At 65.4% G+C, this 20,881-nt stretch carries 23 protein-coding genes and 1 tRNA gene; 7 read left to right on the top strand and 17 right to left on the bottom strand.

Annotated elements, in window-relative coordinates:
- Window positions 1–62 precede the first annotated feature (62 nt).
- Entirely contained in the window at window positions 63–548 is a 486-nt protein-coding gene (locus tag RTN46_RS06935; protein ID WP_312180088.1) for a YbaK/EbsC family protein, read from the top strand.
- Window positions 549–654: 106 nt separating this feature from the next.
- On the opposite strand, the gene rplL is transcribed toward RTN46_RS06935, so the two are convergent.
- The 13 genes from rplL to RTN46_RS06870 form a co-directional block, all read right to left on the bottom strand.
- A complete protein-coding gene (rplL, locus tag RTN46_RS06930; protein ID WP_312180087.1) occupies window positions 655–1,032 on the bottom strand; it encodes a 50S ribosomal protein L7/L12 in 378 nt (125 codons plus the stop codon).
- Window positions 1,033–1,093: 61 nt separating this feature from the next.
- Window positions 1,094–1,663, bottom strand: a complete 570-nt coding sequence (rplJ, locus tag RTN46_RS06925) for a 50S ribosomal protein L10 (RefSeq protein ID WP_312180086.1) — start codon at window positions 1,661–1,663, stop codon at window positions 1,094–1,096.
- Between the two features lie 307 nt (window positions 1,664–1,970).
- Window positions 1,971–2,840: a class II fructose-bisphosphate aldolase gene (locus tag RTN46_RS06920; protein WP_312180085.1), complete on the bottom strand. Its 870-nt coding sequence runs from the start codon at window positions 2,838–2,840 to the stop codon at window positions 1,971–1,973.
- Window position 2,841: 1 nt separating this feature from the next.
- Window positions 2,842–4,260 (bottom strand): GntP family transporter, encoded by a 1,419-nt coding sequence (locus RTN46_RS06915; protein ID WP_312180083.1) that lies wholly within the window; start codon window positions 4,258–4,260, stop codon window positions 2,842–2,844.
- Between the two features lie 63 nt (window positions 4,261–4,323).
- Entirely contained in the window at window positions 4,324–5,238 is a 915-nt protein-coding gene (locus tag RTN46_RS06910) for an NAD(P)-dependent oxidoreductase (protein ID WP_396157438.1), read from the bottom strand.
- 12 nt (window positions 5,239–5,250) lie between these two features.
- On the bottom strand, window positions 5,251–6,672 hold the full coding sequence (locus RTN46_RS06905) for a four-carbon acid sugar kinase family protein (protein ID WP_312180081.1): 1,422 nt from the start codon (window positions 6,670–6,672) through the stop codon (window positions 5,251–5,253).
- A 152-nt stretch (window positions 6,673–6,824) separates the two neighbouring features.
- Window positions 6,825–7,529, bottom strand: a complete 705-nt coding sequence (locus tag RTN46_RS06900; protein WP_312180080.1) for a FadR/GntR family transcriptional regulator — start codon at window positions 7,527–7,529, stop codon at window positions 6,825–6,827.
- Between the two features lie 69 nt (window positions 7,530–7,598).
- Window positions 7,599–8,690, bottom strand: coding sequence for a GNAT family N-acetyltransferase (locus tag RTN46_RS06895; protein WP_312180079.1), 1,092 nt, complete (start codon window positions 8,688–8,690; stop codon window positions 7,599–7,601).
- Window positions 8,691–8,813: 123 nt separating this feature from the next.
- Complete coding sequence (gene rplA / locus RTN46_RS06890) at window positions 8,814–9,521, bottom strand: 50S ribosomal protein L1 (RefSeq protein ID WP_066296030.1); 708 nt, start codon at window positions 9,519–9,521, stop codon at window positions 8,814–8,816.
- 133 nt (window positions 9,522–9,654) lie between these two features.
- Entirely contained in the window at window positions 9,655–10,086 is a 432-nt protein-coding gene (gene rplK / locus RTN46_RS06885) for a 50S ribosomal protein L11 (RefSeq protein ID WP_066296034.1), read from the bottom strand.
- Window positions 10,087–10,211: 125 nt separating this feature from the next.
- The gene (gene nusG, locus RTN46_RS06880) at window positions 10,212–11,018 is read right to left on the bottom strand and encodes a transcription termination/antitermination protein NusG (RefSeq protein WP_312180076.1); all 807 of its coding nucleotides are present in this window, start codon (window positions 11,016–11,018) and stop codon (window positions 10,212–10,214) included.
- Window positions 11,019–11,114: 96 nt separating this feature from the next.
- On the bottom strand, window positions 11,115–11,375 hold the full coding sequence (gene secE, locus RTN46_RS06875; protein ID WP_312180074.1) for a preprotein translocase subunit SecE: 261 nt from the start codon (window positions 11,373–11,375) through the stop codon (window positions 11,115–11,117).
- A 105-nt stretch (window positions 11,376–11,480) separates the two neighbouring features.
- Window positions 11,481–11,553, bottom strand: a tRNA-Trp gene (locus RTN46_RS06870).
- A gap of 324 nt (window positions 11,554–11,877) precedes the next feature.
- Between RTN46_RS06870 and RTN46_RS06865 the strand changes: the two genes are divergently transcribed.
- On the top strand, window positions 11,878–13,101 hold the full coding sequence (locus RTN46_RS06865) for a pyridoxal phosphate-dependent aminotransferase (protein WP_312180073.1): 1,224 nt from the start codon (window positions 11,878–11,880) through the stop codon (window positions 13,099–13,101).
- A gap of 39 nt (window positions 13,102–13,140) precedes the next feature.
- Here the strand turns inward: RTN46_RS06865 and RTN46_RS06860 are convergent, their stop codons facing one another.
- Window positions 13,141–13,800 carry a response regulator transcription factor gene (locus RTN46_RS06860; RefSeq protein ID WP_312180072.1) on the bottom strand — a complete coding sequence of 220 codons (660 nt, stop codon included), beginning with the start codon at window positions 13,798–13,800 and terminating at the stop codon, window positions 13,141–13,143.
- Window positions 13,797–15,077, bottom strand: coding sequence for a PspC domain-containing protein (locus RTN46_RS06855; RefSeq protein ID WP_312180071.1), 1,281 nt, complete (start codon window positions 15,075–15,077; stop codon window positions 13,797–13,799). The genes RTN46_RS06860 and RTN46_RS06855 overlap by 4 nt, the downstream gene beginning before the upstream one ends.
- A 135-nt stretch (window positions 15,078–15,212) precedes the next feature.
- Between RTN46_RS06855 and RTN46_RS06850 the strand changes: the two genes are divergently transcribed.
- From RTN46_RS06850 to RTN46_RS06830, 5 genes are all read left to right on the top strand, one after another.
- The gene (locus RTN46_RS06850; RefSeq protein ID WP_312180069.1) at window positions 15,213–16,646 is read left to right on the top strand and encodes a PspC domain-containing protein; all 1,434 of its coding nucleotides are present in this window, start codon (window positions 15,213–15,215) and stop codon (window positions 16,644–16,646) included.
- A complete protein-coding gene (locus tag RTN46_RS06845; protein WP_312180068.1) occupies window positions 16,646–16,936 on the top strand; it encodes a hypothetical protein in 291 nt (96 codons plus the stop codon). The genes RTN46_RS06850 and RTN46_RS06845 overlap by 1 nt, the downstream gene beginning before the upstream one ends.
- A 62-nt stretch (window positions 16,937–16,998) precedes the next feature.
- Window positions 16,999–17,229, top strand: a complete 231-nt coding sequence (locus RTN46_RS06840; protein WP_312180067.1) for a PspC domain-containing protein — start codon at window positions 16,999–17,001, stop codon at window positions 17,227–17,229.
- A gap of 140 nt (window positions 17,230–17,369) precedes the next feature.
- A complete protein-coding gene (locus RTN46_RS06835; protein WP_312180066.1) occupies window positions 17,370–18,398 on the top strand; it encodes a 6-phosphofructokinase in 1,029 nt (342 codons plus the stop codon).
- A gap of 64 nt (window positions 18,399–18,462) precedes the next feature.
- Window positions 18,463–19,182, top strand: coding sequence for a GNAT family N-acetyltransferase (locus RTN46_RS06830; RefSeq protein ID WP_312180064.1), 720 nt, complete (start codon window positions 18,463–18,465; stop codon window positions 19,180–19,182).
- Window positions 19,183–19,190: 8 nt separating this feature from the next.
- Here RTN46_RS06830 and RTN46_RS06825 read toward each other — a convergent pair whose 3' ends face one another.
- Window positions 19,191–19,607, bottom strand: a complete 417-nt coding sequence (locus RTN46_RS06825) for an ankyrin repeat domain-containing protein (protein WP_312180062.1) — start codon at window positions 19,605–19,607, stop codon at window positions 19,191–19,193.
- Between the two features lie 105 nt (window positions 19,608–19,712).
- On the bottom strand, window positions 19,713–20,810 hold the full coding sequence (locus RTN46_RS06820) for a glycine cleavage T C-terminal barrel domain-containing protein (protein ID WP_312180061.1): 1,098 nt from the start codon (window positions 20,808–20,810) through the stop codon (window positions 19,713–19,715).
- Between the last annotated feature and the right edge of the window lie 71 nt (window positions 20,811–20,881).

The following is a 20,881-nucleotide window of genomic DNA, read 5'->3' as shown; positions in this document are numbered from 1 at the left end:
GCCGCCGTCGGGCTCTGCGGCGGCGGTGGCCAAGGCGAGGCCCTCCTGCTGTACCGCAACTAGTGGAATCTGAAACCGCCAGCGGGCGGGAGAGAGTGCTGGCAGCCGCCCGGGAACTCGGGCTGGCTGTGCAGGTGGTGGACCGTCCGGCTGCCGCGAGCCTCGCTGAAGCCGCTGCCAGCCTCGGTATCAGCCCCGGCGAGATAGTGAAGTCCCTGGTGGTGCGGAGAAAAAGCGGGGAGTACCTGTTTGTGCTTGTTCCGGGCGACGAGCAGATCTCCTGGCCGAAGCTGCGGGCAGCCGCCGGAGCCAACAAGCTTGCCCTGCCGCCGGCCGAGGAAGCGTTCGAGGCCACCGGGTACACCCGCGGTACCATCACCCCGCTCGGCAGCACAGTGAACTGGCCGGTCTTCGCCGCGCCGGCCATCCGTGGCAAGCGGGTTTCCATGGGTGCCGGCGAACACGGGGCAAGCCTTTTCGTTGACGGCGACGCACTGCTTGACGCGCTCCGGGCCCGGGTCGTGGATATTACCGAGCCACTCCCCTAGTCCGCAGGCACCGTCCAGGCATCACGCCCAAGACAGCAAAAACCCCCGCTTCCAGTAAAGGAAGCGGGGGTTTTTGAAGTATTGCGGCTAGGCCGCAATGCCAATGCTACTTAAGGGTAACCGTGGCGCCGGCAGCCTCGAGGGCTTCCTTGGCCTTATCGGCGGTTTCCTTGTTGGCGCCTTCGAGGATGGCCTTCGGAGCACTGTCAACCAGGTCCTTGGCTTCCTTCAGGCCCAGGGAAGTCAGCGCGCGGACTTCCTTGATCACTGCGATCTTCTTGTCGCCAGCAGATTCCAGAACGACGTCGAATTCGCTCTGCTCTTCAGCAGCATCAGCAGCGCCGCCGGCGGCCGGACCGGCAACTGCAACAGCAGCAGCGGTGACGTCGAACGTCTCTTCGAAGAGCTTCACGAAGTCGGAGAGCTCGATGATGGACAGTTCCTTGAAAGCCTCAATGAGCTCTTCGTTGGTGAGCTTCGCCATGATGTGGCGTCCTTCCTATAGTTGGTGCACGCAGGCACCGGAGATTGGATGAGAAGAGGTTCTACTCTTCGGTGGCTGCTTCTGCGGCCGGAGCTTCTTCTGCAGCGGCCGGAGCCTCTTCTGCAGCAGGAGCAGCGGGGGTGCCGCTCTCCTCTTCGAGCTTCAGACGCAGTGCATCTGCCGTGCGGGCCAGCATGGACATCGGTGCCTTGAGGACACCGGCGACACGTGCGAGCTGGAACTCACGGGATTCAAGCGCAGCAAGCGCAGCAACACCGGCGGCGTCGAGGTTGTTGCCCTCGAAGACACCGGTCTTGATGACCAGCTGCGGGTTGGTCTTGGCAAAATCCGTCAGGCTCTTTGCAGCCGCAACTGCGTCACCCTTGATGAAGGCAATTGCAGTAGGGCCGGTCAGCTGGCCATCGAATGCATCGATGCCTGCTTCCTTGGCTGCAATGCCCGTCAGGGTGTTCTTGACGACCGAGTACTTGGTGTCCTGGCCGAGCGAACGGCGCAGCTCCTTGAGCTGTGCAACGGTGAGCCCGCGGTATTCGGTTAGGACAGCAGCGGTTGAATCCTTGAAATCATTGGCGATTTCTTCAACTGCTGACACCTTTGTTGGCGTTGCCATAACCCTCCTTCCGGGGAAATAATGCCGGTGGATCGGGTCCCGAACATAAAAAACGCCCCGGGCAGATGCACGGGGCGGCACTCAACGGACCAAAATCCGGAGTTCACTTCGTTCACCTGCGCAGGTCGCCCTATCAAGGGACTTTCGGATGATTCTCCAACCGGTTTCCACGCGTGGAGGCTGATGGTTCAGCTTTACGGTGGGATTGAATGCACATCGACCGACGGTCTTTGGTAGTTCAAGCTTAGAGGAGAATCCCCAGAGGGCCAAATCGCCGGCGCAGTCAGGCCGCGCCGGCGAAGTGGTGCTACGTCGTAGGTGTTTGCGGGCGGAGCAGTTCCAGTGCCCAGGCAGCCGTTGCCGCCGCGGAACCGGTCCAGACACCCAACAGCCCGAGCATGTTCTCCCCTGCAGCCCGCATCGCCGGGAGGGCCTCCTCCACGGCGGCAAGCGTGGAGGTACGCAGCTCCGTATTGATGTTGACCTTCCCAATCCCGGCAGCTGCCGCGCCGCCCAGATCGGCTTCAGTCAGGCCCGAGGCTCCGTGGAGGACCAGCGGGAGCGAACCGGCCGCGGCCTTCACAGCGGAGAGCCTGTTCCAGTCCAGGTGCGGCTCTCCCTTGTAGTTTCCGTGGACGTTGCCCACCGCCACTGCCAGCAGGCCGGCACCGGAGGCCTCGAGAAACGCTGCCACCGTGGCAGGGTCCGTCATTCCGGCCGTGGCGTCCGCCCCGGCCGCTGCGGAGGCATCATCCTCGTCACCAGGCAGGGCACCGAGCTCCGCCTCCACCACAATGTCCAAGCCAGCCAGTGAGCGCACGACGCCGGCCACAAACTCCGCATTTTCCGCAGGTTCCAGCGCCGAACCGTCAGCGAGCACGCTGTCCGCTCCAGCCTTCGCCGCCGCAAGTATGAGGTCGGGGTCGGCCGCGTGGTCCAGCTGGACGAGGACCGGCACGGACGCGGAGTCGGCCAGGCCGCGCAGGGCGGCAATGAACCGCATGCCACCCGGCCCCGCGGCAGTCTTGGGCGCCACGAGGAGGATTACCGGCCGCCCGGCGTCCTCAGCGGCACCCACCACGGCCAGCGCGGTGGTGAAGTCGTAGCAGGTCAGTGCAGGTACGGCTCCTCCCAGTGCCAGCTCGCCCGCGGTGACCTCGTCTAGTCTGGCCCTCAACTCAGCCAACCAAGGGAGTCAGGGCCAGCCAGGCGAGGCTGGTCAGTGCGAATCCCAAGACACCCAGGATCGTGGTGAGCACGGTCCAGGTCCTGAGCCCGTCCGCAACGGACAGTCCGAGGTAACGGGTCACGATCCAGAATCCGGAATCGTTCACATGGGAGAACCCGAAGGCACCGAAGCCGATGGCGACGGTGATCAGTGCCATCTGCAGGGCCGAGTAGTCGCCCGACGCAACCGAGGCGGCCAGCAGGCCGGCTGTGGTCACGATCGCCACGGTTGCCGATCCCTGGGCCGCGCGCAGCACTGCGGCCAGCAGGTAGCCCATCAGCAGGATCGGCAGGCCGGCGGAAGACAGCGTGTCAGCCAGTGCGGTGCCGATGCCGGACTCGGTGAGGACCTTGCCGAAGGCACCGCCTGCGCCGGTCACCAGGATGACGATCGCCGCGGGTGCCAGCGCGGCATCCATGACCTCGCCCGTGGTGGAGGCACTCCAGCCCCGGCGGATGCCGAGGAAGATGAAGGCCAGGAACACGGTGACCAGCAGCGCGACCACGGGCGAACCGATCAGCGTCAGGGCCGGAAGGGCAGCAGATCCTTCGGGGAGGACGACGGCGCTGACGGTGCCGAGCATGATCATGACGATCGGCAGGACAATCAGGGCGATGATCATGGCCGGACTGGGAGGCGCCTGCACGGTAGTCCGCGTCTTTACCGCGGTTCCCCCGGCACCGGATTCCACCTCGACATCGGACTTGCCGCTGCCAAAGAGCCGGAACTGTTCAGCCGTCGCCGGCAGCATCGTATAGTCGCGGCGGTTCAGCCATTTGGCCACGAAGTATGCGGGCACCCCCAGGATTGCGCAGATGATCAGGCCGATGATCGTGATCCAGCCAATGTCGGAGCCGAGGACACCGGCGCCGCCGACAACCCCCGGGTGCGGCGGGACAACCACGTGCACAGCCAGCATGATGGCGGCCACGGGCAGGCCGATTTTGAGCGGATTGACGCCGGCAGCCTTGGCGAAGCCGTAGACGATCGGCACCAGGATGATGAAGCCGACGTCGAAGAAGACCGGAATGGCCAGCAGGAAGGCCGCTGCCGTCAGAGCTGCGGTAACCCGCTTGGGCCCGAGGATCTTCGTGAACTTGCCGGCCAGCGCCTCAGCACCGCCCGACAGTTCGATCATCTTGCCGAGCATGGCTCCCAGGCCCACCAGGATGGCAACGGACCCGAGGGTTCCGCCCAGTCCGGCCTGGACCGAGGTGACGACTTCGTCCAGCGGGATGCCCGCCGCGACAGCTACCAGGATGCTGACGGTCAGCAGGGCCAGGAAGGCCGGAATCTTGAACTTGATGACGGCGAGCAGCAGGACTGCAACGCCGGCCACCGCAATGATCAAGAGCGTCAATGCGCTCATCGTTTGTCTCCTTTGACAGGTGCGAGTGATGTGGGAACGGGCAGGTTTCCGCCCGCGGCCGGGCTACGGGGTGGGGCGCACCGGCGCTACGACCTTGATGACGGCGGAGTCATCCGCCGCACCCAGGCCGGCTGCCTGGCCGAGCAGGTAGAGCTGTTCGGCCGCTGCGGCCACCGGCGTCGGCAGGCCGGTTTCCCGGGCGGCCTTGGTGACGATGCCCATGTCCTTGACGAAGATGTCCAGGCGGGACAGCACTTCGGCGCCCTCTTCGTCGTAGGCCTGGAGCATGCGCGGGCCGCGGTTGCCGAGCATAAAGGACGCCGCGGCCCCGGCCTGGAGGGCGCCCAGCGTCTTCTCCCGGTCCAGTCCGAGGGCGTCGGCCAGGGCCATGGCCTCGGCTGCCGCCGCGATGTGGACGCCGCAGAGCAGCTGGTTGACGGTCTTCAGTGCCTGGCCGTCGCCGGGCTTGTCGCCAACGATGCTCAGGGTGGACGCCAGCAGTTCGAGGACGGGCTTGGCCGTGGCCTGTGCCGCTTCAGTGGCGCCGACGACGATCAGCAGGTCCCCTTCGCCGGCCCGCACCGGGCCGCCGGACAGCGGGGCGTCGACGAGCTCGACCTGCTGCTCCGCCAGGCGGGCAGCAACCTCGGTGACAGCGGCGACGCCGACTGTGCTGGTCATAACCACCACGGCGCCGGGCTTCAGGGCGGGAGCGATGCCGGTTTCTCCGAACAGCACGTCGTTGAGCTGCGCTCCGTTGCGCACGGCGAGCAGGACAGCGTCGGCACCGGAAGCTGCGTCCGCGCCGGACGCGAAAGTCTTGATCCCTGCGGCTTCGGCCAGCGCCAGACGCGCAGGCGCAATGTCGAAGCCGTGTACGGTCAGGCCGGTGGCCAGGCGGGTTGCCATCGGCAGTCCCATGGCGCCAAGGCCTAGGACGGCAACGGTGTAGTCCGCGTTAATCTGCGAGGTAGTCATCTTTGAGGGTCCTTACTGTTCCGAGAGAATATCGACGACGGCGGCCAGCGACGTGTCATCGCCAACGTTGCCGGCGAAGACGATGTAGGGGATGCCTTCTGCGGGTCCGTCCATCGGCTCCCACAGTGAGACGATTCCGGGCAGCATCGGTCCGCGGACGATGGCACGGCCGATCTGCAGGCCCTTGGACGCAACGTCGGAGGAGGTGATGCCTCCCTTGGCGATCACGAACCGCGGCGGGGCGGCGGCAAGCACCCGCTGCACCACGTCAACCACGGCTGCGGAAACGCGGCGGGAAATATCCAGGGACTCCTCCCCCGTCGCTGCCGTGACCAGCTGGCGGCTGGTGTGCAGGACAACGTCCCCGGTGTTCAGGCCCGAAGCCACTTGTGCGCTGACTTCAGCCAGATGCTGCTCGCGGACGGCCGGATCAATAACGGAGGCGACGTCGATTTCCACCGTGAGCGAGGGCGGCCGAACTTCCTGCAAATGGTTGAGCTGGCGGGTGGTCACTCCAACGTGGGATCCGACCACGATCAATCCGCCGCGGCTGCGGCCCACGGGCTCGTCGCCGTAAACATCTTCGGCACTCAGCGGCGGGTGCTGTTCCTGGCCGATGGCGGCGCGGACGAAAGGCGGGCCAACCCGGTAGAGGAAGCTCTTGCCGTCGGCTTCCGCCCGCTGCAACCCCAGGGCCAGCAGCCGCAGGTCGTCTTCCGACACGGCGTCGGCAACAACGGGGATGGCGTTTGAGGCTCCCGCGAGGGCTGCCGCGATCTTGCCGGCTCCACCGCGGAGGACGTCAAGGGTGAGGGTGATGACGTCGGCGGCGTTGATCCGTCCGTTGGTCTTCTCTTCGACATAGGCGGCCAGATTGGAGTTGGCGTAGCCGAACGTGGCGTCCCGGGCGAATTCCGTCTCGGCGATGGGCTGCAGCTCCGAGCCGCTGCGCATGTAGTGGACGGCGCCGATGGTGATCCGGTTGGCGTCCGGGAAAGCCGGTACCAGAATCACGGCGTCGGGGGCCCTCAGCCCTGCATCCTGCATCGCCTCGGCCAGGACATCGGTTTCCAGCGGAAAGTGCCCGCGCAGGGTGGAATCGCTGCGGGAGACAAATGCCAGGCGGGCGCCCTGTGCCGTGGCTGCTGCCTGGGCGTTCGCGACGACCTCGCGGTTGATGCGGGCGGCGTCGGCCCCGGCCAGGCTGCGCGAGTTGGTCAGGACGTAAATAGCCGGAGCACCGGTGGACAGCGCCCAGGCGAAGTCGGCTTCTCCCCAGGAGGTGAGGACCGGCAGCCCGGCAACGGACTGCGTACCGGTGGGATCGTCGTCGAGGACGATGAAGACGGCGCCCGTGGCTCCTGCGGTCACATCCGCCGCGGAAACGGATACCGCTTCGGGGTAACCGGAGAGCAGGCTCCTCAAGTCTTCCATGAACACTCCTTTGTAATCAGATGTCAGACATCTTACACATGGAAGCTGGGGGGTCGAATCCCGCCGGGTTGGGGAAGCAGAAGCGCATGGCAATGAGCTACGGCTCCCCCGCTGGAGGTCCCGCGCGGCCATTTCTGGCCGCAGCCGTCTGACTAGGCTGAACGCAGTACGTGCTCGATGAGATCGGCCTGGGTCTGGTCCATGTGCGCGTCCATGGCCAGACGGGATGCCTCGGCGTCGCCGGCGGCAATGGCCGTCATCACCGCACGGTGCATCGCGATGGCGTGGTCCTGGATGACGGGAACAGCCGAGGTTTCTCTCCGACCGGCGGAGAGCAGCCTCCCCAGCGGTTCATACATGGCCGGAACCAGCACGTTGCCGGAGGCCCGCAGGATGACGTCATGGAAGGCGATGTCCTCCCGGACGAACGCGTCGACGTCGCCCGCTGCCGCCGCGTCGATCATGCCGGCCAGATGCTGCTCCAGCTGTTCCAGATCCTCGGGTTCCCGGCGCAGGGCCGCGAGTGCGGCCGCGCCGGTTTCGATCATGCGCCGGACTTCCAGCAGCTGGAGCGAAACGTTGTTTTCCCCAACCCCATGGGCGGTTGCACGGATCATTGCTTCGAGGGAGGTCCAGGACCGGGGCGGATTGACGTAGGTTCCCCGGCCGCGCTGCACATTCACCACGTTCTTGGCCCGAAGTGACTTAAGTGCCTCACGGACTGTGAGGCGGCTGACGTTCGCCTCCCCGGCGATGTCAGCCTCCGAGGGCAGCGCCGAGCCGATCGCGATTTCGCCGGCGATTATCCGGTCGAGCAACTGGTCCGCAACGGTATCCACCAGCGTCTTGCGTTCCAATGCTCCCCCTGAAGTGCAGGCATCCGGGTGCGGATGTCAGATGACTAATCCTACCTATGGGAGCGCTCTTCACTTTGCCTGGCCGAGCCGCTTCTGCCATTGGCCGCCCCAGCCCGCGGCGCGGAAGCCGAGTGCCTCGTTGATGCGGAGCATGTGCCGGTTCTCCTCGGCGTTCCAGGTGTAGACGCGCTGCACCCGGGGCCGTTCCTGCTGGAGGCGGCGCAGGTTAGCGGTCTTGAGCAGCATGCCCAGGCTATGCCCGCGGTGAGCCCTGAGCACCAGTGTGTCATCCTGCATCGCGGCTTGGGGCTGATCCCGGTTTACCGCCAGTATCGTGTGGCCGGCCAAGGTATCGGCGGAGAGGTCCCGGACCGCACAGCAGAGCAGGTCCACACCGGCGGCAGCCTGGGCCGCCTCGCTCTCGCGCACGCGCTCCACATCCCAGGCTTCCTCTTCCCATTCCAGGTTCCCCATGGGCGCGTCGGTGCTCATCCGCTGCCGGAGGCGGGCGTAGTCACTGACAAGGGTGTCCGGGCACCGCCCGGTCCAGGTTTCCAATGCATAGCCTTCTCCCGCGGCTTCGCGTGCCTGCGCGAGCGGTCCGGCAATGTCCGCGCCTTGGTCCAGGCCGAGTAGGCTGATCCGCTCCACCTGTTCCAAAACGAATCCGGCTGCCTGGGCGAAGCGTGCCGGGGAGTCCGCGGGCAGCTCCCCCACACCGGTCGCGGGGCGCAGTGTCGCTGCATCCGGTCCGGGGACAAGGGTATGTTCGGTTTCTGCCTCGAGCACCCCGCGGCCCAGGGCAGCCGTATACTCTTCGGCGGCGCGGAGCAGGCTGCGGCCCAGTCCGGTGCCCCATGCCGCCGGGTCCACCATCACGTCTACCCACACGGCATGGGTGTTATCAGTCAGCGGAACAATGAGGACCGCGGCGCCGGCCGGCGACGTCCCTTCCGGAAGCAGGATCACCCTCCGGCCCGCCTTCCGGGGCTGCATCCCGGCGAGCTGGGCCTCGGGGGATTCCTCAAAATCCGTGTTGCCCCAGAACCGCCTGTTCCGTTCGTTCACCAGACGGGCAAGGGCGAGGAAACCGTCAGTGCCGGCCTCCCCCAGTTGCCGGGGAATGGGGTTTTCCTGGACAGGATGCGCTCGGAAATCCATACCCCCATCTTGCTGGGATCGCCGCGGCCTGTCATCCCACTGTGATTTCGGCCCGGACACGCAAAAGCGGCCGCAGCAAATGCTGCGGCCGCTTTTAGCCAGGCGCTGGGCCTGACGAAAATGCTATGCGTCGGCGAGGACCTTCGTGACGTTCGGGTCCACGGCGATGCCGGGGCCGAAGGTGGTGGTCACGGTGGCCTTCTGGATGTAGCGGCCCTTGGCTGCGGACGGCTTCAGGCGCAGAACTTCTTCCAGGGCAGCGGCGTAGTTCTCGGCCAGCTTCTGCGCATCGAAGGACGTCTTGCCAATGATGAAGTGCAGGTTGGAGTGCTTGTCGACGCGGAAGTCGATCTTGCCACCCTTGATGTCGGACACTGCCTTGGCAACGTTCGGGGTAACCGTGCCGGTCTTCGGGTTCGGCATGAGGTTACGCGGGCCGAGCACGCGGCCCAGGCGGCCGACCTTGCCCATGAGGTCCGGCGTAGCCACGGCTGCGTCGAAGTCGGTCCAGCCTGCTGCGACCTTTTCGATCATGTCGTCGGAACCAACGAAGTCGGCGCCGGCAGCGATAGCTGCTTCAGCCTTCTCGCCGGTGGCGAAGACGAGGACGCGGGCGGTCTTGCCCGTGCCGTTGGGAAGGTTGACCGTGCCGCGGATCATCTGATCAGCCTTGCGGGGGTCGACGCCCAGGCGGAAGGCAACCTCAACAGTTGCGTCCGTCTTGGACGGGTTGGTTTCCTTCGCCAGTGCTACAGCTTCAACCGGTGCGTACAGCTTGTCCGCGTCGATCTTAGCTACAGCGGCTTCATATGCTTTGCTGCGCTTTGCCATCTGCTTTTTCTCCTTGTGCAGTTGTGGTCTGTCGGACCGCGCTCGGCCCTGCCACGTGCCGCCCTCCCCCTCAGGGTCAGTACGGCGATGATGTTTGGTTTTGCCCGGGCGGACCCGTGCGGGTGAAGCTTTATTAGCCTTCGACGGTGATGCCCATGGAACGGGCGGTGCCAGCGATGATCTTCGCTGCGGCCTGCACGTCATTGGCGTTCAGGTCGTCCATCTTCTGGGTGGCGATCTCTTCCACCTGTGCCTGGGTCAGCTTCGCAACCTTGACGGTGTGCGGGGTGCCCGAGCCCTTGGCGACGCCGGCTGCCTTCTTGATCAGCTCAGCTGCCGGAGGCGTCTTGGTGATGAAGGTGAAGGAGCGGTCTTCGTAGACCGTGATTTCAACCGGGATAACGTTGCCGCGCTGGGATTCCGTTGCAGCGTTGTACGCCTTGCAGAATTCCATGATGTTGACACCGTGCTGGCCAAGGGCAGGACCAATCGGAGGAGCCGGGTTGGCGGCACCTGCATTGATCTGCAGCTTGATAAGGCCGGTGACCTTTTTCTTGGGGGCCATGAAAGGGTCCTTCTCTAAATTATGTTCCCGAAGGACAGGAGCGTCCATCCGGGTGGTGGCCGCCATGGCGTGGCGGCCGTACGCTGCCGGCCAGGATAAAGCGGTCCTGGGGCAGCGAAGTCTGGTTACTGGATCTTCGTGACCTGGCCGAAGGACAGCGTTACCGGAGTCTCGCGCTCGAAGATGGTCACCAGGACCACGAGCTGCTGCGACTCCGGCTTGATCTCGGAGATCGTCGCCGGCAGGGTTTCGAACGGGCCCTCGTTAACGGTGACGGACTCGCCGACCTCGAAGTCCACGGCAATCGCGGACTGGGCGGCCTTGGCCTGTGCACCGGCGGCGTCGGTCTTCGGCGAGACAACCGTGTGCTCGAGCATGGAGAAAACTTCATCCAGGCTCAGCGGAACCGGGTTGTGCGCGTTGCCGACGAACCCGGTGACGCCGGGGGTGTGGCGGACGACACCCCAGGAAGCGTCCGTCAGTTCCATGCGGACCAGGACGTAGCCCGGGATGCGCACTCGGTTGACGATCTTGCGGGTGGTGTTCTTAATCTCGACGACTTCTTCCATCGGAACCTGGATTTCGAAGATGTTCTCTTCCATGTCCAGGGTCTGGATGCGGGTCTCGAGGTTCGCCTTCACGCGGTTCTCGTAGCCGGCGTAGGAGTGGATGACGTACCAGTCACCCTCCTGGCGGCGCAGCTTTGCCTTGAAGGCGGCAACAGGGTCTTCTTCGGGCTCAGCAGCAGGCGCAGCTTCCTCGCCGGCGGCTTCTTCCTCGCCGGCGATCTCTTCCTCGCCAGCGGTTTCTTCCGCATCTTCGGCCGATGCGTCACCGTCAGCCGCCGTGGCGTCTGCTTCGGTAACCTGCTCCTCGGCATCCAGATCAGCGGTTTCGTCATTGATCTGTGATTCGAGTTCTTGCTCGGACACGTAGATTCCTGCTTTCTTCTTCAGAGCTCTATTGGGTTTGTCACTAGCTCAGTTCTTCGGCATAACTTCCGCGCCTGCGGTCGTAACGCCGTCGGGCTAGCTTTCGCCGCGGCCCGAGCCGAAGATATACAGCGCGCCAGCACCAAAGACAAAGTCCAGAACCGACACGATGATCATCATGATGACCACGAAAGCCATAACCACGATGGTGTACCTCAGCAGCTCCTTGCGGGTGGGCGTTACCACCTTCTTCAGCTCAGCAATGACCTGACGGAGGAAGAGGGCGATGCCGCCGAAGAAGCCGCGCTTCTTCGGGGAGGGGTGTCCCTTGGAGCTGCTGGCAGCTGTCTCGGTCACCTTTCGCCTCACTCATCTGTTCGGTTCACAGTCCCGCAGCCTGAGCCGGGGGAACTGCTGCTTCATGAAGGACTGCGTTCGACGGCGAAAAACCGACGTCATGCGCAGGGCAGACAGGACTCGAACCTGCAACCTGCGGTTTTGGAGACCGCTGCGCTACCAATTGCGCCACTACCCTTTGGGAGACTCCCACTTTACCGGCATACCTGCATCCGACCTAACCAGACATGGGCATAAACCAGCATCGAGAGAACAACACCGAGGATCAAGTCTACTCAATCTTTTGCCGGGAGTCGAACCGGCTTGTGCCGGCGGGGCGCCGGGCCCTTTCGGCGGGCGCCCTGATCCCCGGGGCGCACGGGCCGTGGGTGTGTAAAAGACTGAAATGTGTCCCCGGCACGCCTAAGCTTGCCTTCCATAAAGGAACGGTGAAACGTTGCCTTACGGAAGCGCTGCTTCCTCAATACCAAAAGCAAACCGCACCAAACCAGACGGGAACGCCATGCCTTCCAACGGCCGAATCTCAGCGCGCATCGCCTCCATCGCGGAATCCGCCACCCTTGCAGTCGACGCGAAAGCCAAGGCCCTGAAGGCTGCCGGCCGTCCGGTGATTGGCTTCGGTGCCGGCGAGCCCGATTTCCCGACCCCCGGGTACATTGTGGACGCCGCTGTTGCCGCCGCGCAGGATCCGAGGTTTCACCGCTACTCCCCCGCAGCTGGTCTGCCCGAACTGAAGAAGGCAATCGCGGAGAAGACCCTCCGCGACTCCGGCTACTCAGTTGATCCGTCCCAGGTACTAGTGACCAACGGCGGCAAGCAGGCCGTCTACGAAGCGTTTGCCACGCTCCTTGACCCGGGCGACGAGGTCCTGGTCCCAAGCCCCTACTGGACCACCTACCCCGAAGCCATCCGCCTGGCCGGAGGTGTTCCCGTCGAGGTCTTCGCCGGCCCCGAACAGGGCTACATGGTGACGGTTTCCCAGCTCGACGCCGCATTGACGGACAAGACCAAAGTCCTGCTCTTCGTCTCCCCGTCCAACCCCACCGGTGCGGTCTACCCAGCCGACGAGGTGGCGGAGATCGGCATGTGGGCCGCGGACCACAACCTGTTCGTCGTCACCGATGAAATCTACGAGCACCTGACATACGACGGCGTGCCCTTCACCTCGATTGCCACGCAGTGTCCCGAACTCGGTGACAAGGTCGTCATCCTCAACGGCGTGGCCAAGACCTATGCGATGACCGGTTGGCGGGTGGGCTGGATGATCGCTGCCCCGGACGTCATCAAGGCAGCCACCAACCTGCAGTCGCACCTGTCCTCCAACGTCTCGAACGTCTCGCAGATGGCCGCCCTGGCTGCCGTTTCCGGCCCGCTGACCGCGGTGGATGACATGAAGTCGGCGTTCGACCGCCGCCGCAAGGCAATGGTCGAGGCACTGAACTCCATCGATGGCGTCAACTGCCCGATGCCCGAAGGCGCCTTCTACGCCTACGCCGATGTGCGCGGTTTGCTCGGCCGGGAATTCCCGGGAGCTGCCGGTCCGGTGCGCCCGCAGACCTCCGCCGAACTGGCGGCCCTGATCCTGGAGACGGTGGAAGTCGCCGTGGTTCCGGGTGAAGCCTTTGGCCCGTCCGGCTACCTGCGCCTCTCCTACGCCCTGGGCGACAAGGACCTGGAGACCGGCATGAACCGGCTCAAGGATTTCCTCGGGCAGGGCAGGAAATAAGAACAGCCTTTAGAGGAGCCTGCCGGGCTGCAGCCGCGGCTAGAGGAGCCGGCGGGCTGCAGCCCACCTGGTGAGTTCGTGCCGGGAGGAGAGCTGCAGTTTCCGCAGGACCGCTGAGACGTGGGTTTCCACCGTCTTGACTGAGATGAACAGCTCCTTCGCGACTTCCTTGTAGCTGTAGCCGCGGGCAATCAGGCGCATGACTTCGCGTTCGCGGGCCGAAAGCCGGTCCAGTTCGTCATCCACGCTGACCGTGGTGGCCGCACCGAACGCGTCCAGCACGAATCCCGCGAGCCGTGGCGAGAATACGGCGTCGCCACCGGCAACCCGGACAACGGCATCGGAAATCTCCGTGCCGGAGATGGTCTTGGTGACGTAGCCGCGCGCGCCGGCACGGATCACGGTGACGACGTCCTCTGCGGCGTCGGAAACACTCAGGGCCAGGAAGCGGGTAGAGCCGAGAAGATCCGTGCAGCCGGCGATAACTTCCGCTCCCCCGCCACCGGCGCCTCCGGGCAGGTGCACGTCCAGAAGCACCACCTGCGGCCGGGCCTGCCGGATGGCGGCAACCGCGGTTTCGACGGAGGCGGCCTCGGCGAGGACGGTGACCCGGTTGTCCAGGTCTGCTTTCAGCCCTGACCTGAAAATGGCGTGGTCATCGACGACCACGACCGAAATGGGCTGTACTTCTGTGCTCACCTGTTGTTCTCCGTTTCCCGCTCCGCCTGTGCCGCTGCATCCGCTCCGGCCAGGGGCAGAGCCAAATGTACCTCGGTGCCTGCGCTGCTGCTCTTCACGCGGGCAGTGCCTCCGTGGCGCTGCATGCGCCCGATGATTGATTCCCGGACCCCCAGCCGGTCCTCGGGCACGGTGTCCTGGTCGAAGCCCTTGCCCCGGTCCCGGACATAAACCTCCGCCGCATCCGGCCGGCATTCGAGGTACAGGGAAATCTGTCCGCCTGCGTGCTGGGCGGCGTTGAACAGCGCGGCACGGGCCGCCTGCACCAGTGCCGAGCTTTGAACCGTCAGTTCAGCCGTGCCTACGGCCACGAAATCGATGGGGTGCCCGTACCTGTCCTCGACCTCCGCGGCGACACCCTTGAGCGCGTCCGCCAGGGTGCCTGTGCCTTTCTCCGGGTCAGCATAGAGCCATTGCCGCAGTTCACGTTCCTGCGCGCGGGCGAGCTTGATGACCTCGGACTCTGACCCGGCACGGTTCTGGATCAGGGCGAGGGTCTGCAGAACGGAGTCGTGCAGGTGCGCGGCAATTTCCGCGCGCTCGGTTTGGCGGATCCGCCCCGTCCGCTCAATTTGGAAGGCACGCCAGTACTTCACGGCCCAGGGCGCCAGGACCAGGGCGATGCCCGCAAGGACCGCCATCGAAGCCAGGACGGCCGCCATCAGGACATCCCAGGAAATGGAGCCGGACACGATCAGCAGGAAACCTGCAACAACCAGCAGCAAGCCGACGATCAGCCGGACAAGGCCGGGTTTGCGGTCCGCACCGGCACCGGCCATAAGGCCGGCGCGCCGCGAAGCATCCAGCTGCGACCAGGCCAGGACCGCGCCGGCCACGATTACCGCGAATGGCAGCAGTATTCCGAGGTTGATTTCCGCTCCCAGCCGCTGCGCCACGATGGCCCCCGCCACGAGCAGCAGCACCAGTCCGATCAGGATTTCGCGCGTTCCAATCGGAGGTTTGCCCGGGCCCGGACGGCCGTTCTGTTCGTCCTGCAGGTATCTGGCGAAGTTCTCCGCCACACTGCGCGGATTACGCTGACCCGATTCTGCTTCCTCCTCGGTGGTTGGAACCATAATCCAGAGCCAGGCGTACAGCAGGATGCCGGCACCGGCCAGCAGCGACAGCACCGCCATCAGCACGCGGACGGTGCGCACCGGCATACCCAGATGGACAGCCAGCCCCGAACAAACGCCGGCCACCACCCGATCCGGTGAGCGGAGCAAAGGGGGTCTCATGCACCAATCCAAGCACGGCCGGGGACCAAAATCGCTACCCGGGTGCTGGCCCGCGGAAGGGATCAGGGCAGGTTCAGGGGTCTCTCAGGGGAATCCCCGATGCAACCCAGGCCTCCCGGACGGAAGACTGGAAGCATGAACACGCATCCGACCGAGCCCGGCGACGGGCAGCACGCCACACCGGGACCCACTCATCCCCTTCCACCGCAGGGAACCGGGGGCCAGCCTGCCTCCAGCAACGGCCCCGGGCCCAATTCCTTCTTTACCTGGCTCCGCCAGCTGGGAATCCAGCGCTCGCCACAGCGCTGGATCGGCGGCGTCGCCGGAGGAATCGCCCACCGGACCGGCCTGGACCCCACACTGGTCCGCGGTCTAGTCATCCTGCTCTCACTCTTCGGAATCGGCGTTGTCCTTTACGGTGTTGCCTGGGCGCTGCTGCCCGAGCCGGATGGCCGGATCCACCTCGAGGAAGCGACCAGGGGCACCTGGAGTGCCGGAATGACCGGGGCGCTGACCTTCACCATCCTGGGATTCGGGGCCCCGGGCATTTCCTTCTGGGCCCAGGGCGGGTGGTTCGGAGCCGTCTTCTGGGGACTCTTCTGGATTGCCGCCATCATCCTCGGCATCTACTGGATATCTTCCCGGCACAGCGGCCCACGGCCCGGGGACCCGGCACCGCATCCCACCCCGTTCCACGCGGACTCGCGTCCCGGCCAGGACCCTGCTGCCCCTCCCACACCGGGGAGCAGCGCATTCCCGGCCGCCGGATATCCCGGCCCGGATGCCCCCACAATGCCGCTGCCTGCCCCCGGCGGATCCCACGCCTACGGCTTCCCCACTGGGCGGACGGACAGCGAATTCGGTGGTGCCTACGTCCAGTTCCCGCCGCCGTCCGCTCCGAAACCCGGAAAACCATCTACTTCTGCTCCGGCGTCCTGGGCAGCACTCATCTGCGGCACGGCGCTTCTGGCCGCCGGCGTCCTGCTGGCCCTGGACTACACCGGGATCTACGACTTCGGCTCACCTGCGGCAGTGGCCCTCGCCGCAGCCGGCGCAGTGCTGGGACTCGGCGTCGCCGCCCTCGGCGCAGCGGGCCGGTCCTCAGGGATCGCCGGCGGCATGGCCGTTCTCTCCCTCATCGCGGCGCTGCTGTTCAGCGGGAGCTACGCCTACCGCACCGTCGCCGTCGCCACGGATGTCAATTGGAACGCCGGCCAGTCCGGCTCCCCCACCGACGGCTACTCCATGGCTGCGGCGGGCGGGAACCTCGATCTCCGCAGCCTGTCCGATGACGTCAAGGACGGCGACGTCACCGTACCGGTCAGCATCGCCGCCGGGAACCTGGTCATCCTGGTCCCTGACAATGTCCGGGTCTCGGTCATCACCGAAATGGCGATGGGCAACGTGGAACTGGAATACGGCGGCAGCACCCGCTCCGCCGGCGGAGTATGGGTCGGCGAGCAGGAACGGCAGCTGAATCCCACCGCCACCGGGCACCAGATCATCATCCACATCACGGGTGTCGCCAGCAATGTCCTGGTGACCACGAATGAAAGCAGCCTCGAGTAATGAGCGACTACAGGGAATCCAACTTTTCTGACGCCGAATCCACCGGCAGTTACGGGCAGTCCCCTTCCGACGGGGTTTACGTCCCGGAACCCGAGCACCGTCCGCTCCGGGTAGGCACCATAGTCTGGGGCCTGGTACTGGCCGTTGTCGGCGGGCTGATCCTCACCGTTCATCTCACCGGGATACGGCTCGACGCCGGGATGGTCCTGCTGGGCATACTGCTCGGAGCGGGTGCCGCGCTGGTCATCGGCGGGCTGATCGCCGTGCTCGGCCGAAAGCGGAATCCGTAAGCTGACCGTCCCGCACCACCTAATCCCCCATCCTCCCCGTACTGAAAGCAGGCAGACTGTCCATGGAAAAGTTCTACGATGTGCTGCGGTCCTCCCCCATTAAGCGAAACGCCCGGGGCCGCTGGGCCGCCGGAATCGCCCAGAAGTTCGGCTGGGACGCCACCCTGGTGCGGATTGCCGTACTCCTGAGCTTCCTGCTGCCGTTCATCGGCATCGGAACCTATCTGGTCGCCTGGCTGCTGCTGCCCACAACTGACGGAAAGATCGTGCTGGAGAAGATTACGGGCAGCTGATCCTCTGCTGCGGCCGGGGCCGGACCGGGATATTCCGCGGCCTCGGCACCCCAGTGAGATCGAACGTGACGGACCGGCGCCCGGTGGTGGATAGAATCGTAGGAACCCGCCGCTCACCTACCAGATCCAGGGGTCACGCTATGAAGATCGGCATTCTTACCAGCGGAGGCGACTGCCCCGGGCTCAATGCGGTGATCCGCGGAGCGGTGCTCAACGGGATTAAGACCCATAACGTTGAATTCGTCGGTTTCCTTGACGGCTGGCGCGGCGTGGTCGACGGGGACATCATCGATCTGCCGAGGACCAGGGTTCGCGGCATTTCCAAGCAGGGCGGCACCATCCTGGGTACCTCCCGGACCAACCCGTTCGAAGGCCCCAACGGCGGCCCGGAGAAAATCAAGGCCACCTTGGACCGGCTGGGGATCGACGCCGTCATCGCGATCGGCGGCGAAGGAACCCTGGCCGCTGCCCAGCGGCTGACCGACGCCGGACTGAAGATCGTCGGAGTACCCAAGACGGTCGACAACGACCTCGATGCCACGGATTTCACCTTCGGCTTCGACACCGCCGTGCAGATCGCCACCGAGGCCATCGACAGGCTCCGCACCACGGGCGAGTCGCACCACCGTTGCATGGTTGCCGAAGTCATGGGCCGCCACGTCGGCTGGATCGCCTTGCATTCCGGCATGGCTTCCGGAGCCCATGCCATCCTCATTCCGGAAAAGCCGGTGAGCCTTGACCAGATCGCACAGTGGGTAAACGAGGCCCGGGAGCGCGGCCGCGCACCCCTGGTCGTCGTCGCGGAAGGCTTCGTCACGACCGACATGGAAGCACCGCATTCCGAACGTGGGCTGGATGCCTTCGGACGTCCGCGGCTCGGCGGCATCGGCGAGCTGCTGGCACCGGAAATTGAGGCACGGACCGGCATCGAAACCCGGGCCACGGTGCTGGGCCACATCCAGCGCGGAGGTGTTCCCACCGGATTTGACCGCGTGCTCGCCACCCGGCTCGGAATGGCCGCCGTGGATTCCGTCATGGAGGGGCTATGGGGAACCATGGTCTCGCTGCATGGAACGGACATTGTCCGGGTCGGATTCGAGAAGGCTCTCGGCAACCTCAAGACTGTTCCGAACAGCCGCTATGAAGAGGCCGCCATTCTTTTCGGTTAGGACCCCTAACTTTTACCGGGTATGCCTTGCGCTGCCCTGATACACCCCGTGTAGGTTGAAACTCATGCAGCTAGACACGAGCACGATTGCCATCATCCAGCTGGCCTGGTCCCGCAGGCTCGGTCTCGACGACGACGCCCTGGCGGCGGCAGAAGACGATGAGCGGATCTACGACGTCCAGGATGAAGCCAGCGAAGTCTCCTTTGTCCGGCTCTTCGGCCGCGAGGTCTTCTCAGGCCCTTCCTGGGCGGCCAAACAGGTACGGTACAAGAGCGCTGCCGAACTCAGCAGCGATGCCGCCCTGCTGCGGCTCTCGCTGGACCACGGCGGCCGGGGAACGGCCACGGAGCACCTCTACTACTCCGATTCGTTTCCGCAGCTTCCTGCTGCCGGAGAGCTCGCGGTCGCTGAAGACCCCCAGTTCGCGGAAGCCCTGGAGCGGCTCTGCCCGCCGGATGACGTGCTGGAGGCCAAGCTCGCACGGCGGGAAGCACTATTCGTACTGGTTAACGATGCGGATCCCGAAGCCCCGGAACCGCTCGCCGGAGCCGGCTACAGCATCAAGGATGGCATTCTTGCGGACATGGGGGCCCTGACGGCACCCGGCCACCGGATGCGGGGGCTCGGCAGCTATGTCAGCGCACTGGCGGTTGAAGACGCGATGGCCGCTGGCCTGATCCCGCAGTGGCGTGCCCCGTTCAACAATATGGGAGCCTCCCGCACCGCGGCAGGCGCGGGCTTCGTCCCCGCCGGGCTCCGGACCTCGGTGGCACTGCCCGCCTAACGGCGCAGTTAGGCCAGGAGCTCCAGCAGTTCAGGGCGCTGGAAGTAGGCGGCGGCGGCACGGGCTGACGGGTTCCCCGCATCGGGATCTGCCCCGGCTTTCATCAGGACCCGGAGAACATCGGCGTAGCCCTTGAACACGGCGCCGGCCAGGGGCGACTGGCCGCGGTCGTTCAGGGTGTTTACGTCCGCCCCCAGCTCAATCAGCAGGGCCGTGGTCTCAACGTGGCCGTGGTAGGCCGCGAGCATCAGCAGTGAGTCTCCCGCAGCGTTGGTCAAAGTGGCCGGAACGCCCGCGCTCACATAGGTGCGGAGCAGCTCCGTATCCCCGGCGCGGGCGGCATCGAAGAGCCGCTCGGCCAGTGCCAGCATTTCCTGGTCTGCTGCGGACTCCGCGTTGGGCGAACCATTCGGCGCTTCAGTCATGGATATTCCTTTCCGGGCCGGCCGTAGGCGGTACGTCTGGCCAGGCGGGTGGTTAGCAGGCAGGCAAGGAGCCGGGCGGGTGCGGCCCGACGCCGGAACGTGGGTCTAGCTCCGCGCCCTCGGCGTCCGGAGCAGGCCGGTGGGGCGGCCGACAGCTTGCCCGGCCTCCGGGGAGACAATCAGCTCCTGGGCTGCCGCGTACTGTTCACCGTCGTCGTCCACCAGCAGTTCAGCCGCGGGGTCCACGGAGCGCTTGATCAAGGCCAAAGCCACCGCACCCATTTCATAGTGCTGGGCCACCGAGGTTACCCGGCCCACCGCCCGTTCACCGAACAGGACCTGGCTTCCGGCAGCCGGGAGGGTGTGCTGCGAGCCGTCGAGCTGCAGGAACACCAGCCGCCGGGGCGGGCGTCCGAGGTTATGCACCCGGGCGATCGTTTCCTGGCCCTTGTAGCAGCCCTTGGAAAGGTGGACGGCGGTACGCATCAGGTCCAGCTCGTGCGGAATCACCTTGTCATCGGTTTCGGCTCCGAGGCGCGGACGCCACGCGGCGATGCGCAGGGCCTCGGCAGCCATGGACCCGGCGAGTGTCCGCCCGGATTCTTCCACTGCCTGCTCCAGGCCGGCACGGGGAATGAGGTATTCGTGCCATGGCCGCTCGAAGCCCGGATGCGCGTCCTCTCCTGCGTCGGAATAGGAATAGCCGCCGGGCGTTACGCCGGGCCACGGGTCGGTCCACACCAGGTAACCGTCCCAGGCCGGGACCGGGGAAACGGAGCCCGCAACGGCCCAGTCCGCGCTGACATCCTCAATCTCGACCCGGAGCATGAACTTCATGCTGGTCAGCCATTCGGCCAGGCTGGGAGCTGAGCTCCCTTCGACGATCAGCCAGGTGCGTTCGCCGTCATCCAGCACCCGCGCGTCGTGCTCAATCCGGCCCTGCATGCTCAGCAGCAGCAGCTCGGTGCTCTCCCCGGGAGCCAGGGACAGTACCTGTTGTGAAGACAGGGTGTTGAGCCAGCTCAGCCGGTCGGGGCCGGTCACCGTAACAACGCCGCGGTTGGAGAGGTCGGTCACGGCCTCACCCATGGCCAGCGCCCGCTGTTCCCGGAGCGGGTCACCGTAGTGGGCTGCAATACCGGAATCCAGGCCGCCGGCTTCAACGGCTCCGGAGCGGGCAAGTAAGGGGCTTTTGGGGCTCATGTTTAGTGCAACGTCCTTGGCTTGGAAGAGTATTCCGGCCTGCGGCGCGCCGTCCGTCGGGAAGCGGCTGC

The sequence above is a fragment of the Arthrobacter sp. genome, from assembly GCF_031988865.1.
GTDB lineage: Bacteria > Actinomycetota > Actinomycetes > Actinomycetales > Micrococcaceae > Arthrobacter_B.
This window is presented reverse-complemented; position numbering and strand designations above follow the sequence as displayed.

Excerpts from the sequence above, each read along its gene's own strand:
- rplL (WP_312180087.1), bottom strand. The coding sequence starts at position 1,032 with ATGGCGAAGCTCACCAACGAAGAGCTCATTGAGGCTTTCAAGGAACTG.
- rplJ (WP_312180086.1), bottom strand. The coding sequence starts at position 1,663 with ATGGCAACGCCAACAAAGGTGTCAGCAGTTGAAGAAATCGCCAATGAT.
- RTN46_RS06915 (WP_312180083.1), bottom strand. The coding sequence starts at position 4,260 with ATGAGCGCATTGACGCTCTTGATCATTGCGGTGGCCGGCGTTGCAGTC.
- RTN46_RS06910 (WP_396157438.1), bottom strand. The coding sequence starts at position 5,238 with ATGACTACCTCGCAGATTAACGCGGACTACACCGTTGCCGTCCTAGGC.
- RTN46_RS06905 (WP_312180081.1), bottom strand. The coding sequence starts at position 6,672 with ATGGAAGACTTGAGGAGCCTGCTCTCCGGTTACCCCGAAGCGGTATCC.
- RTN46_RS06895 (WP_312180079.1), bottom strand. The coding sequence starts at position 8,690 with ATGGATTTCCGAGCGCATCCTGTCCAGGAAAACCCCATTCCCCGGCAA.
- rplA (WP_066296030.1), bottom strand. The coding sequence starts at position 9,521 with ATGGCAAAGCGCAGCAAAGCATATGAAGCCGCTGTAGCTAAGATCGAC.
- rplK (WP_066296034.1), bottom strand. The coding sequence starts at position 10,086 with ATGGCCCCCAAGAAAAAGGTCACCGGCCTTATCAAGCTGCAGATCAAT.
- RTN46_RS06865 (WP_312180073.1), top strand. The coding sequence starts at position 11,878 with ATGCCTTCCAACGGCCGAATCTCAGCGCGCATCGCCTCCATCGCGGAA.
- RTN46_RS06855 (WP_312180071.1), bottom strand. The coding sequence starts at position 15,077 with ATGAGACCCCCTTTGCTCCGCTCACCGGATCGGGTGGTGGCCGGCGTT.
- RTN46_RS06850 (WP_312180069.1), top strand. The coding sequence starts at position 15,213 with ATGAACACGCATCCGACCGAGCCCGGCGACGGGCAGCACGCCACACCG.
- RTN46_RS06845 (WP_312180068.1), top strand. The coding sequence starts at position 16,646 with ATGAGCGACTACAGGGAATCCAACTTTTCTGACGCCGAATCCACCGGC.
- RTN46_RS06840 (WP_312180067.1), top strand. The coding sequence starts at position 16,999 with ATGGAAAAGTTCTACGATGTGCTGCGGTCCTCCCCCATTAAGCGAAAC.
- RTN46_RS06835 (WP_312180066.1), top strand. The coding sequence starts at position 17,370 with ATGAAGATCGGCATTCTTACCAGCGGAGGCGACTGCCCCGGGCTCAAT.
- RTN46_RS06830 (WP_312180064.1), top strand. The coding sequence starts at position 18,463 with ATGCAGCTAGACACGAGCACGATTGCCATCATCCAGCTGGCCTGGTCC.
- RTN46_RS06825 (WP_312180062.1), bottom strand. The coding sequence starts at position 19,607 with ATGACTGAAGCGCCGAATGGTTCGCCCAACGCGGAGTCCGCAGCAGAC.
- RTN46_RS06820 (WP_312180061.1), bottom strand. The coding sequence starts at position 20,810 with ATGAGCCCCAAAAGCCCCTTACTTGCCCGCTCCGGAGCCGTTGAAGCC.